We start from the raw sequence: 12,717 nt of genomic DNA on the forward strand, positions 1-12,717 counted from the left end.
TAATGTGCGTTATAACGCACACTCCACTTCCATTTCGAGCATCGACATGGCACGCCTCCCGGCCGAGCGCCGACCCACTCCGCCTCTATTCACCGCCTCGTACATCACGGCGGGATTCGTCGCCGTGCTGGTTGGCTACACCAGCTCCGCGGTGATCATCTTCCAGGCAGCCGCTGCAGCAGGTGCGTCACCGGCGCAGATCGGTGGCTGGCTGAGCGCGCTCGGCCTCGCCATGGGACTCACCTCGATCGGCCTCTCCCTGCACTTTCGGCAACCGATCCTGACGGCCTGGTCAACGCCGGGCGCGGCCCTGCTGGCCACCAGCCTGCCCGGCCTGCCACTGAGCGAGGCCATCGGCATCTTCCTGTTCAGCGCCGCACTCGTCGTCGTGTGCGGCGTCACCGGGTGGTTTGCCAGGCTGATGCAGATCATCCCCCAGTCCATCGCCGCCGCCATGCTGGCAGGTGTTCTACTGCGCTTCGGCCTCGACGCCTTTGCGTCGATGGAGACCGACTTCATCCTGGTGTTGTCGATGTTTCTGACCTACCTCGCCGCCCGGCGTTGGCTGCGACGGTACGCCATTCTACTCGTGCTGGCGGTGGCGCTCGGCGTCGCCGCCCTGCTGGGCGAGATCGACGCAGCGGAAACCCGCCTGATCCTCACTCTGCCGCAACCCATCTGGCCGACGTTCTCGCTGTCCAGCCTGGTCGGCGTGGGCATTCCACTCTTCGTGGTGACGATGGCCTCTCAGAACGCGCCCGGCGTGGCGACGCTGCGAGCGGCCGGCTACGATACGCCGATATCACCCTTGATGATCTGGACCGGGCTGACAACGCTCCTGCTGGCGCCGTTCGGCGCATTCAGCGTGTGCCTGGCAGCCATCACTGCAGCCATCTGCATGGGACCGGACGTCCACCCGGAGGCCGACAAACGTTATCCCGCGGCCGTGTGGGCAGGCGGATTCTACCTGCTGGCAGGTCTCTTCGGCGGCTCGATAGGGACGCTCTTCGACGCCTTGCCCCAGGGGCTCGTACTGGCGATAGCCGGACTCGCGCTTCTACCGACCATCGGCAGCAGCCTTCATCGCGCGCTACTGGAGGCCCACCAGCGTGAGGCCGCCCTGGTGACCTTCCTGGTCACCGGTTCCGGCGTCACGCTGTTCGGCGTGGGTGCCGCGTTCTGGGGGCTCGTGGCCGGCATGCTGATGCTGATCACCGCCTCCCCGCGGCATCCGAACTGATCTCAGATACCGCTCAAGGCCCCTTGCCGGAAGCCATCCCCGGGGCCTTCGATCGGCTCGACATCCACCGCCACCTCGAGTTCGTGGGCACCGCCACCGTTCATGACCCCTTTGAGCGGTGGCACATCCCCGTAGTCCCGTCCCCACCCCAGCACGAGGTGGCGCTCGCCCGGCACACTGCCGTTGGTGGGATCGTACTCTAGCCACCCCCAGTTCGGGATGTGCACCGCCACCCAGGCATGCGAGGCATCGGCGCCGACCAGGCGCGGTTGTCCGGGCGGCGGCAGCGTCTCGAGGTAACCGCTGACGTAGCGTGCCGACAGTCCCAGAGAGCGCAGGCATCCGATCATCAGGTGGGCGAAGTCCTGGCAGACGCCACGTCGCGCTTCCAGCACCGTCAATACCGGAGTCGCCAGAGACGAGAATTCGGGATCGTAGGTGAAACTCTCGAAAATCCTGCGATTGAGATCGTCGACACCGTCTCTCAGCGACCGACCCGCTGGAAAGCTGGGCGCGGCGAATGCGCGCAGCGCCGTCTCCCGGGACACGAATGGAGAATCGAGCTGGAATTGCCGCAGTTCCGGCGTACGGCTGGCATGACGCGCCGCGGATTGCCAGTCACCGTCGACCTCTGCCGGCGGCAGCGGCCGTCCCAGTGTCTCCAGGCAGGTGGTGGCCGTGACCGACAGCGCCATATGAATCTCCTGGACGCTGAAGAAGTTCACCCGATTGCCGAAGAAGTCGACCCGCTGGTGGCTGACCGCGGGCCGCGGCACGATATCGAGCGCGGTGTCATCGACCCGCTGCCAGGAGAGCGCTCGAGGCACCACGCGTGCCTCGTTGTGACACAGCGATACCGGCGCGGCGTAATCGTAACGGGTCGAGTGACGGACACGGTAACGCATGACGAAATCCTGTGACGGTAGAGACGACCTATGGCGCCTGCATGGGGACCAGCTGACGGGGCGTTTCGACGTGGCTGAAATGGCTGTGCTCGATGGCGAGCGAAAGGCTGCCGAGCGGCTCGGCCAGCGCATCCAGCAGTACCGCCAGGGCCTGCCTGGCATCGTCGTCGTCATCCAGTCTCGAGAGCCGTTCCAGATCGGCCAGGTGCAGCGCCGACCGCGCCTGGATCAGCAGGCGGGCCTCTTCACTCCGATAAGGAGTATTGCTGGGCTGCGGCAGGCGTCCGATCTGGCGCTCCAGGCGCTTGAACATGTAGCCCACCGAGCGCGGGTTGGCCTCGTCGAACAGCAGCAGGTCGAGAATGGCCGCGGGATGAAGCTCGCTCCGATACCGTCGCCGGTAGGCTGTCGCGTTATCGGTCGTGGCCAGGACCACGTCCCACAGCGACTCGCCGGCATGAGCCGAATCGATCAACGCCAGCCGCAACAGGGTCAAGGTCGCCAGAGAGCGCTCGAGGAAACGCCCGATATCCATGAAACGCCAGCCGAAATGGTGAGGCATGGTCTCGTTGCACAGCCCGAAGAAGGCGGCGAGTTGTGTGATCACCGTTTCTACCGATCGACGTCCCTGATCGATGCCTGCCAGGGGTAGGCGGCCCGACTCCTGCCGCAGTTGATTGAAGACCCGCCAGGCATCGTCGCCGAGATGATCGCGTACCGCGCGGCAGTTGTTGGCCATGCGCGAGACGAGCGTCGGCAGGCTGCCGTCCCGATCCTGCTGGAACAGCGCCAGCAGACGCTCGCGATACGCGGAGAAGCGCTCCTCCGTCATCTCGTCGGGCGAGAGTGCCTCCGGCTCCATCAGGTGCAGGATATCGGCCAGCGTTTCATCCGCGAGCCCTTCCTGGTCCTGCTCGAACAGTCGGTAGAGCGCCTCGCGCAGCAGCCGGGAACGGACATCGAGACGCTCGCCATAACGCCCCACCCAGAACAGACTATCGGCAACGCGACTGGGGAGATCGGCACCGTCACGCGTCACCACCAGAGGCTGTCGCGAACGTCGCAACCGGCTGACATGGGGCTGCGGTTCGTAGGCGGTAACCCAGACGTCCTTGACGCACTGGCTGGATCGCATGGCGGTTTCCGGCGAGCCCTGCCAGGCCACACCACCGGGCATCACCTCGTAGTCGCTGAAGCGGTAGTCCGCGTCGAAGACTGCCTGGCTGAAGCAACGAACATTGAATGTCGAAGGCGTCAGGCGGCCGCAGTCGCGACTGAAAAACGGCGCGGTGGCGGCGACCAGCGGCCGCTGGGCCACATACCGGTCCGGCTGGGCGATGATCGACTGGCGCAGCCGTCCGGCCGCCTCTTCGCTGAGATCGGCGGGAGAGACCCGATTCCGATCTCCGTCGAGGCGCTGGAAGTCCAGCGTCTCGAAACCCGCCATCGCCCAGGCGAGCCCTTCCGGTTGCCCGCACCAGTGGCGTTCGGGGCTACCGATCTGCAACGTCTCGCCGAGCAGCCGCTCGCACAGTGACGGCAGGTAGGCAGCGATCAGGGGGTGCTCCAGCGCCCCGACCCCCGGAGGGTTGGCCACCCCGACGCCGCCTGCCCGTATCGCCTCCAGCAGGCCCGGCACGCCGATCAGCGAGTCACCACGCAGTTCCAGCGGATCGACCCAACCGTCGCCGATATGACGCAACAGCACGTCGACGGGCTGGAGGCCACCCAGCGTGCGCATCCAGAGCCGTGAATCCCGCACCACCAGATCCCCGCCCTCCACCAGTGCCAGATTGAGATAGTTGGCCAGATAGGCGTGTTCGAAATAACTGTCGTGGCCAGGCCCCGGCGCCAGTAGCGCAATGGTGGGATGATCGAGATTGAATCGTGACAGCGACGACAGCGAATGGTGTTGCGTGGCGAGAAATCCAGCCAGTCGCTTCAGCGGTGCGTTGCGATAGAGGTCCGGCAGCGCGCGGGCCATGGCGATACGATTTTCGAGAGCAAACCCCATCCCCGAGGGGGACTGGACACGGTCGGCCAGCACCTGCCACTGGCCTTCGGCATTCCGGGTCAGGTCCACGCCGTGCAACAGCAATCCCGAGTCATCGTCACTGAAAAGTTGATCGCATGGCAGCAGAAAGGCGGGGTTGGCATACAGGGCATCGGCCGGCAGGATGCCCTCCGCCAGCATCCGACGGGGGCCGTACATGTCCTTGAGCACGGCAGCCAGCAGCCGGCTGCGTTGACGCAGGCCCTGCTCGAGGCGTTTCCATTCCCGTGGAGAGATCACCAGAGGCAGCGGATCCAACCACCACTGCCGGCGACTGCCCGTTTCATCATTGGGCAGGTTGTAAGTCACGCCATTCTCGTGCAACAGGTGCTGCACTTCCTCCGCTCGCTGAACCAGCGACTCACGCCCCAGTCGTTCCAACTGGTGGAGCAGCGGCAGCCAGCGCCGACGCACCGAGCCATCGGAAGCGACCAGCGCATCGTGAACATCGCCGGAGGTGTAGGTCTCCAGCCAGGAAGGGCGAAGCGTCTCGGTTACTACCATCGTCTGTTATCTAAGTATGCGCCGGGACTCCTTCCCAGCGGCCGTTCATCACCGGGCTCCTGCCGGTGTCGTGGGACCGGCCAGATCGCCGCCCCCTCTCTCGACTGTAAAGCGCTGGGCTCCCAACGCTCGACTGAAAAACGTGCGCCCAACGAACGGCGCACCGGAACCGAACCTAGCCAATCCCTGTCGTCCGCTCGCGTAGGTCCAGGGTATACGGGTAATCGTCACTGATCGATGCGTCGGGCACGTCGTGGGTGCCCTGCCGATGTCCATGAGGCTGAAACCGCGCCAGGCGACGCGCCTCAGCCTCATTGGCATTGACCGGGAAGGTCTCGAAGTTGCGCCCAGCCGGATGCGAGACATGATAGCGGCAGCCGCCGATCGAGCGCCGGTTCCAGGTGTCGACGATGTCGAACACCAACGGCGCGTGAACCGGGATCAGCGGGTGGAGCGCCGACGGCGGCTGCCAGGCGCGGTAGCGTACCCCGGCCACGGCCTCGCCATTGCGCTCCGTGGCCCGCAACGGCACGCGGTGGCCATTGCAGGTCACCGCGTAGCGATCACCGCTCATCCCGGCCACCTTCACCTGCAGCCGCTCCACCGAGGAGTCCACGTAGCGCGAGGTGCCACCACCGGCGGCCTCCTCGCCAAGCACGTGCCACGGCTCGATCGCCTGACGCAGCTCCAGTTCGACGCCCTGATACTGCACGCGCCCGAGGATCGGGCAACGAAATTCCAGGAACGGGGCGAACCACTCCGGTTCGAAGACCATCCCATCGTTGCCGAGTTCGACCAGTATCTCCTCCAGGTCGCGCCAGAGATAGTGCGGCAACATCCAGCGATCGTGCAGCGCCGTTCCCCACCGGACCAGGTTGCCGTATGCCGGGCGGTCCCAGAAGCGCGCGACCAGCGCACGGATCAGCAGGCCCTGCATCAGGCTCAGGCGAGGGTGCGGCGGCATCTCGAACCCGCGTAACTCGAGCAGCCCCAACCTGCCGGTGTCGCTATCCGGCGAGTAGAGCTTGTCGATGCAGAATTCGGCACGGTGGGTATTGCCGGTGAGGTCGGTCAGCAGATGGCGGAAGAGCCGGTCTACCAGCCAGGGCTGCGCGGCCTCCTCCCGACTCAACTGGCCCAGCGCGATCTCGAGCTCGTGAAGCGACTCGTGCCGTGCCTCGTCTACCCGCGGGGCCTGACTGGTCGGGCCGACGAACAATCCCGAAAAGAGGTAGGAGAGCACCGGATGTCGCTGCCAGTAGCTGACCAGGCTACCCAGCAGCGCCGGCCGACGCAGGAACGGTGAATCCGCCGGTGTCGCCCCGCCCAGGGTGACGTGATTCCCGCCACCGGTGCCGGTGTGGCGGCCGTCGAGCATGAACTTTTCGGCCCCCAGGCGCGTCTGCCTGGCCTCCTCGTAGAGGATCTCGGTCTGGGCGACCAGTGCCCCCCAGCTCGGCGCCGGCATGATATTGACCTCGATCACCCCGGGGTCCGGGGTGATCATGAATTGCTTGAGGCGCGCATCGGCGGGCGGCGGATAGCCCTCGACGAACACCGGCATCTCGAGCTCAGCGGCCGTGTGCTCGATCGCCGCGATCAACGCCAGATAGTGTTCGATCTCCGTCACCGGCGGCACGAAGATGTAGAGCTGACCGTCGCGCGTTTCCAGGCACAGGCTGGTACCGATGACGTCGGGCTGGTCGTTGGTCGCAGCGGCTTCGGTATCCCCGCCAGCGCGGCGGCTACCGCTCAACGCGTTGTAAGGCAGACTTTCGGCGCTCTCCAACTGCGCGTCGGTTCCCGCCTCCGGCCTCGCCACGGCATGCCTCACCGCGTGGTAACGGCGCGTCACGCCGACGTGCGGGTCGGCCATGGCCGCTGGCGGCGCCCACAGCGACCGTGGCTGGTCGACACCTCGGAACGCCGACTGGGGTAGCGACGACAGCGGCAACCGCAGCCCCATGGGGGAATCGCCCGGAATCAGGTAGAGGTGATCGCGTCGCAGCGGCCACTCACCGCTCTGCCAGCCACCCAGCCTCGGGGAATAGCGCAGCGGTAGCGCATACCCCGTCACGGTGCCGAGCCCCCTTTCCAGCAACCGGGCCAGCCGGCGGCGCTCTTCGTCGTCGTCGAGATCGTGCTCGCGGGGATCCACATCCACCGCCAGCGTCTGCTCGCGCCACAGATAGTAGATGGCATCCTCGTAGCCCGGCAGCAGATGGCCAGCGTCGACTCCCAGATGCGCTGCAAGCGCCTCGCCGAAGCGTAACGCATCCGCGGTGGCGTAACCGGGGTCGGCGGTTTCATCCGCCAGCCAACGATCGTCACGCCATACCGGCACCCCGTCCTCGCGCCAGTAGCAGGCCAGCGCCCAGCGCGGCAACGGCTCGCCCGGATACCACTTGCCCTGGCGATAATGCAGTAGGCCCCCAGGCGCGAACGCCCGACGCAGGCGCTTGAGCAACTGGCCGGAGAGCTTGCGCTTGGTCTCTCCTTGAGCCGCGGTGTTCCACTCGTCGGCCTCCATGTCGTCGACGGACACGAACGTCGGCTCGCCCCCCATGGTCAGCCGTACGTCGCCGGCCGCCAGCCGTTGATCCACCTGCGCTCCGAGCCGGTCGATCGATCGCCACTGTTCATCGCTGTAGGGTCGGGTGACGCGGGGATCCTCGTGAATTCGCTCGATGCTCATGGCGAAATCGAACGTCACCTCGCACTCGTCGGAATAGCCGACGATGGGCGAGGCGCTGGTGGGTTCCGGTGTCGCGGCCAGCGGAATGTGGCCTTCGCCTGCCAGCAGCCCGGAGGTCGGGTCGAGCCCGATCCAGCCGGCGCCGGGCACGAAGATCTCCGTCCATGCGTGCAAATCGGTGAAGTCGGTTTCGGTGCCGGAAGGACCATCGATCGACTTGACGTCCGCCGTCAGTTGGATGAGGTAACCGGACACGAAACGCGCCGCCAGGCCGAGGTGGCGCGCAATCTGGACCAGCAGCCAGGCGGAATCCCGGCACGAGCCGCGGGCTTTCTCCAGGGTCTCTTCCGCGCTCTGGACACCTGGCTCCATTCTCACCAAGTATTGGATGTCCTGCTGCAGGCGCTGGTTGAGCTGCACCAGAAAATCGGCGATGGCGAAGTCACCCTTGGGCACCCCGGCCAACCATTTCGCCAACCGCGGCCCGCGCTCGCGAACTTCCAGATAGGGCGCCAGCTCCTTGCGCAGCGCCTTCGGATAATCGAACGGGTAGTGTTCGGCATAGCCCTCGACGAAGAAGTCGAACGGATTGATCACCGTCATCGGCGCGATCACCTCGACCGATACGTCGAGACGCGTCAATGGCTCCGGGAACACCACGCGAGCGATGAAGTTGCCGAAAGGATCCTGTTGCCAGTTGAGGAAGTGCGGCTTGGCCGAGATGTTCAGTGAATAGGCTTCGATCGGCGTGCGGCAGTGCGGCGCCGGCCGCAATCGAATCAGATGCGCGGAGAGGCCGACCGGGCGATCGAACACGTAAGAGGTACGGTGAGACAACGCAACACGTAAGGTCATGGCGATCTCTTGGTCGAGTGAGGGTCTCGTCGTGGACTTCGTGACACAAGATTGAGCAAATTCAGGCTAACAGGGTAGGCATTTAGCGTGACAGCGACATGGGCCTCTCACTATGCTTGATCGTGCATGCCGTCTCTTTATATACACGGTTTTGCCACAATGGGCGACGCGATAACACTCAACAACTGCGTCCTCGACCCCGCCGACAGGAGTCTTCCCATGGCCAATGTGGATTGGACGCATTATTCGAACCAGCACTTCTACGACGAGCTTCTAAGCACCAACGGCATTCCCCGGGAAGCGGCCAAGCCACTCTGCGACATCCTCGCCAGCTTCACCTCCAAGGAACTCAACGAACGCAAGATCGCCGCGGAAGTGGCCATCCGTACCATGGGTATCACCTTTACCGTCTACTCCGAGGGCAGCACCATCGATCGGGCATGGCCCTTCGATATCGTGCCTCGCATCATCCCGGCCAAGGAGTGGCGAATCGTCGAGGCCGGGCTAAAGCAGCGCGTCGATGCGCTGAACCTGTTCATCGACGACCTCTATCATGACCAGCAGGTCGTCAAGGATGGGGTGCTGCCCGGAGAGGTCCTGGCCCAGTCGGTCAACTTTCGCCCCCAGTGCATGGGCATCGACCCGCCCCATGGCGTCTGGGCCCACATCTGCGGTTCCGATCTGGTTCGCGACAGCGACGGGACCCTCTACGTCCTCGAGGACAACCTGCGGGTGCCCTCCGGTGTCTCCTACATGCTGGAGAATCGCAACGTCACCAAGCGGGTATTGCCCGAGCTGTTCGAGACCGGCCGTATTCTGCCGGTCGACGATTATCCCGCCCAGCTCTACGACATGCTGGCCAGCATGTCGCCGCGTCCCAGCGATGAGCCACAGATCGTGGTACTGACCCCCGGCATCTACAACTCGGCTTACTATGAACACGCCTATCTCGCTCAGCAGATGGGGGTCGAGCTGGTCCAGGGATCCGACCTGATCGTGGACGATGACGATATCGTGCACATGCATACCGTCGATGGTCTTAAGCGTGTCGACGTGATCTATCGGCGCGTCGACGACCTTTTCCTGGACCCGGAGGCTTTCCACCCGGACTCCCTGCTCGGCACGCCGGGACTGATTCGGGCCTGGCGCTCGGGTAAGGTGGCGCTGGCCAACGCCCCCGGTGCCGGTGTCGCCGACGACAAGGTGGTCTACGCCTTCGTGCCCAAGCTGATCAAGTACTATCTCGATCAGGAACCGACCATCCCCAACGTACCCAGCTATCTCTGCATGCTCGAGGACGATCGCCGCTACGTGCTCGATCACCTCGACGAGCTGGTGGTCAAGCCGGCCAACGAGTCGGGTGGCTATGGCATGCTGATCGGCCCACGGGCGACCGAACAGGAGCGTCGGGAGTTCGCCAGGCGGATCGAGGCCGACCCGCGCAACTACATGGCACAGCCCACCCTTGCCCTGTCCACCGCGCCAACGCTGTTCGAAGGTGCTCCGGAACCCCGCCATGTCGACTTGCGACCCTTCATCCTGTCCGGCCCCGAAACGCACGTCACCATGGGTGGACTGACGCGCGTGGCCCTGGTCAAGGACTCGCTGGTCGTCAACTCTTCCCAGGGTGGTGGCAGCAAGGACACCTGGATCGTCGAAACCGAGGGGGAGTGAGACCATGCTGTCACGAGTTGCCGAAAATCTTTACTGGCTGGCGCGCTATGTCGAACGCGCGGAGGACACGGCCCGACTGATCAGTGTCAACAGCAACCTGCTTCTCGACATGCCCGGCAAGGCAGCGCTGAGCTGGTCGACGCTGATCGATATCACCGGTAGTGGCGAGGTCTTCGACACGCTGTTCGATGAGCGCAACGAGCGCAATGTGGTGGATTTTCTCTGCCTGTCACGCGAGCACGACAGCTCGATCCTGTCGTCATTGGGCAACGCACGGGAGAACCTGCGCACCACCCGCGATGTGGTACCGAGGGAAATCTGGGAGGAGGTCAATCACTGCTACCTCGAGATCAGCGAGCAGACCCAGAGCGGCATGAAACCGCGCCAGCGCGATGGGTTTCTGAAGAGCGTGACCCGGGCGTGCCAGACGTTGACCGGCTTGATCGAGGGCACCTTGAGTCACACCGAAGCCCGCACCTTCCTCTCGCTGGGGCGTCATCTCGAGCGCGCCGACATGACGACGCGGATCATCGATGTGCGCTCCGGCAACTTGCTCCCCCGCAACCCGGAAGAGCTGATCCCGTTCGAACACCTGCAATGGATGAGCGTGCTCAAGTCACTGACGGCCTACCAGATGTACCGCCAGAATGTGAGATTGCGGGTAAGGGGGCCGGACGTCCTGCGCTTCTTGCTGCAGAACCGCGCCCTGCCCCGATCCGTGCTGCGCAGCCTCGATGAGGTCAGTTGGGAGCTGCAGTCGCTGCCCAACCATGATCGCCCCCTGGCGGTTGCCGCCCTGGTCCGCGCGGAGGTCGCCGAAGCGGACGTCCAGTCGCTGGCGCGCGCCCCGGATCAGTTGCACCAGTTGATCGATGAGTTCCAGATCGGCTTCAACAATCTTCACGAGGCGATCGCCAGCGCCTATTTCGCGGTGAGCGAACGACCGGTCAAGTCGTCGCAAAGCCAGGAGCAGGCGACGCTGGACCACGACGATGACGATTGACGGAAACCCTCACGGGTTCCGGAACGCGGCGTCGGAAGGGCTGCCATCGGGAGGGTCGTGACTGCGGGCCAAGGCCTGACCCGATGCGCCTCTGCTCATCGGGTCCGTCAGTTTCGCCCCTGCCCGCGTTTCAGGTAGCCGCCGCCGCGCCTCGCACCACCACTTGATGAACGTAGTGGAGCTTGTCACGAATCGGTGGCGTGATGATCAGCGGCACGATGTCCAGCAGCCCCATCTCGCGATTGAGCTCGTTCAAGGCCAGGCCAATCTGCTGATAGGCCAGGATCATGTCATCGATACCGCCGTCGTGCTCGGCCCGGCGCATACCCAGGCTGGCGGCCGTATCGAGCACGGCGACGATGTCCTGATAGGCGGCGAAGGTCTCGGCGAAATCTTCCCAGGCATGCATGGTCGCGTAGGCCGACACATGGGATGCCTGCCAGTCCGGTGCAGGGCCCTGCTCGTAGTAGCGCTCCAGCGCCTCGGCATAGGTCGGGGAGTCGTGATCTCCGAAGACGGCCCGGCTCCCCTCCTCGTCCTGCCCCTTGATCAGCAGATCCCAGTAGTAGTGGCCGATCTCGTGACGGAAGTGGCCGATCAGGGTCCGGTGGGACTCGTTCATGTCGACGCGCAGGCGCTCCCGCTCGGCGTCGTCGGTCTCCTTCAGATTGATCGTGATCAACCCCTGAGCATGGCCGGTATAGACCTTCTCGCCACTGCCGGTCGATCGCCAGAGGCCGGCGTCCGGCATGGCATCGGCCATGAACGCGAAGCTGAGCGGCAGTGGCGATCCGTCTTGGGGAGCGGGATGCGGCAAGCCGATCAGGTCCAGGGTGTAGAAGAGCCGCCGCTTGGCAGCTTCCAACGCTGCCCAGCGTGCCCGGTGGCCCTCGACCGAGAGATCGGGAATCACCGCGTTGTGTCGACAGCAGTCACATAGACCACCGTACGTCGCGTGGTCTTCCGCGGTCTGCATTCGATTGCAGACGCCCTCGCTGGCGAAGTTGAAGCACTTGACCAGAGCCTGGCCACACCCAGGGTTGGCACAACGGTAGCCGACCTCGCTGTCCGGGATCATCGCCGCGATGGCCTGGCACGACGGGCACCAGCCGACTTCGGCATCACAAACGATGCACTGGGTGTTATCGAAGAAGAGCCGACTCGGCGGGTTGCAGTGATGGCATTCGAACGTACGCATGACCAATCTCCCTATCAGTGGCGCAGCGAGGCTGGCGGCGAAAATGATTCCACACGCCAGACAAGAAGATTAGCAAAATGCGGAGGACTCAGGAGTCCATCGCGTCGCGACGATCGAATTCAATTCTGGAGAGGGCCTGATCCAGGGTTTCCACGCGTTCGACCACCGGGGCTTCCCCGGCTTCGATATCGCGCCCGGTACGGGTCTCGATCAGCGCGGCGAGCGACGCACCGTCCAGGTCGCCGTCGTAATGGACGCTGTCGACCGAGGCATCGCCGGAACCCGGCAGATAGATCGTGTTGTTGGAAAAGTCCACCGCGTAGGCGATCACGCCGGGAATGATGAACAGCAGCAGCCCCAACCCGTCGGCGATTGCCACACCGGGATCGATGCGACCCTGGAGTTGCCCCTTGCGCTCGGGATAAAAGAGCGTGCCACAGCCGGCAAGCGAGAGGACGAGCCCGGACATGACCGCGCCCACCACGAGACGTCGCAACAGTGAAAGCATCGAAGGATTCCAGTGACAGTTGGTGACGCAAGGTAACCTAATCCATCACCCACTGCCCGTCCAGCCATCGTAACTGGCCGAA

Annotated in this window: 8 protein-coding genes; 3 read left to right on the top strand and 5 right to left on the bottom strand. The window is 64.5% G+C overall.

Annotation, left to right across the window (positions count from 1 at the left end; genetic code table 11):
• Positions 1–46: 46 nt before the first annotated feature.
• The gene (locus tag DOM56_RS12325) at positions 47–1,240 is read left to right on the top strand and encodes a benzoate/H(+) symporter BenE family transporter (RefSeq protein WP_110709114.1); all 1,194 of its coding nucleotides are present in this window, start codon (positions 47–49) and stop codon (positions 1,238–1,240) included.
• A gap of 2 nt (positions 1,241–1,242) precedes the next feature.
• On the opposite strand, the gene DOM56_RS12330 is transcribed toward DOM56_RS12325, so the two are convergent.
• The 3 genes from DOM56_RS12330 to DOM56_RS12340 all read right to left on the bottom strand — a co-directional run bounded on the left by DOM56_RS12330 (position 1,243) and on the right by DOM56_RS12340 (position 8,252).
• A complete protein-coding gene (locus tag DOM56_RS12330; protein ID WP_110709116.1) occupies positions 1,243–2,145 on the bottom strand; it encodes a transglutaminase family protein in 903 nt (300 codons plus the stop codon).
• 28 nt (positions 2,146–2,173) lie between these two features.
• The gene (locus tag DOM56_RS12335) at positions 2,174–4,702 is read right to left on the bottom strand and encodes a circularly permuted type 2 ATP-grasp protein (protein ID WP_110709118.1); all 2,529 of its coding nucleotides are present in this window, start codon (positions 4,700–4,702) and stop codon (positions 2,174–2,176) included.
• Positions 4,703–4,877: 175 nt separating this feature from the next.
• Entirely contained in the window at positions 4,878–8,252 is a 3,375-nt protein-coding gene (locus DOM56_RS12340; protein WP_110709120.1) for a transglutaminase family protein, read from the bottom strand.
• A gap of 219 nt (positions 8,253–8,471) precedes the next feature.
• On the opposite strand from DOM56_RS12340, the gene DOM56_RS12345 reads away from it, so the two are divergent.
• Entirely contained in the window at positions 8,472–9,926 is a 1,455-nt protein-coding gene (locus DOM56_RS12345; protein WP_110709122.1) for a circularly permuted type 2 ATP-grasp protein, read from the top strand.
• A 4-nt stretch (positions 9,927–9,930) separates the two neighbouring features.
• Positions 9,931–10,929 carry an alpha-E domain-containing protein gene (locus tag DOM56_RS12350; RefSeq protein ID WP_110709125.1) on the top strand — a complete coding sequence of 333 codons (999 nt, stop codon included), beginning with the start codon at positions 9,931–9,933 and terminating at the stop codon, positions 10,927–10,929.
• A gap of 130 nt (positions 10,930–11,059) precedes the next feature.
• On the opposite strand, the gene DOM56_RS12355 is transcribed toward DOM56_RS12350, so the two are convergent.
• Both DOM56_RS12355 and DOM56_RS12360 read right to left on the bottom strand, forming a co-directional pair.
• The gene (locus tag DOM56_RS12355; protein WP_110709127.1) at positions 11,060–12,127 is read right to left on the bottom strand and encodes a putative zinc-binding metallopeptidase; all 1,068 of its coding nucleotides are present in this window, start codon (positions 12,125–12,127) and stop codon (positions 11,060–11,062) included.
• An 88-nt stretch (positions 12,128–12,215) separates the two neighbouring features.
• Positions 12,216–12,635 (bottom strand): hypothetical protein, encoded by a 420-nt coding sequence (locus DOM56_RS12360; protein WP_110600009.1) that lies wholly within the window; start codon positions 12,633–12,635, stop codon positions 12,216–12,218.
• Positions 12,636–12,717: the final 82 nt, after the last annotated feature.

This window comes from Salinicola sp. CR57 (assembly GCF_003206585.1).
GTDB lineage: Bacteria > Pseudomonadota > Gammaproteobacteria > Pseudomonadales > Halomonadaceae > Salinicola > Salinicola lusitanus.

Excerpts from the sequence above, each read along its gene's own strand:
- DOM56_RS12325 (WP_110709114.1), top strand. The coding sequence starts at position 47 with ATGGCACGCCTCCCGGCCGAGCGCCGACCCACTCCGCCTCTATTCACC.
- DOM56_RS12330 (WP_110709116.1), bottom strand. The coding sequence starts at position 2,145 with ATGCGTTACCGTGTCCGTCACTCGACCCGTTACGATTACGCCGCGCCG.
- DOM56_RS12335 (WP_110709118.1), bottom strand. The coding sequence starts at position 4,702 with ATGGTAGTAACCGAGACGCTTCGCCCTTCCTGGCTGGAGACCTACACC.
- DOM56_RS12340 (WP_110709120.1), bottom strand. The coding sequence starts at position 8,252 with ATGACCTTACGTGTTGCGTTGTCTCACCGTACCTCTTACGTGTTCGAT.
- DOM56_RS12345 (WP_110709122.1), top strand. The coding sequence starts at position 8,472 with ATGGCCAATGTGGATTGGACGCATTATTCGAACCAGCACTTCTACGAC.
- DOM56_RS12350 (WP_110709125.1), top strand. The coding sequence starts at position 9,931 with ATGCTGTCACGAGTTGCCGAAAATCTTTACTGGCTGGCGCGCTATGTC.
- DOM56_RS12355 (WP_110709127.1), bottom strand. The coding sequence starts at position 12,127 with ATGCGTACGTTCGAATGCCATCACTGCAACCCGCCGAGTCGGCTCTTC.
- DOM56_RS12360 (WP_110600009.1), bottom strand. The coding sequence starts at position 12,635 with ATGCTTTCACTGTTGCGACGTCTCGTGGTGGGCGCGGTCATGTCCGGG.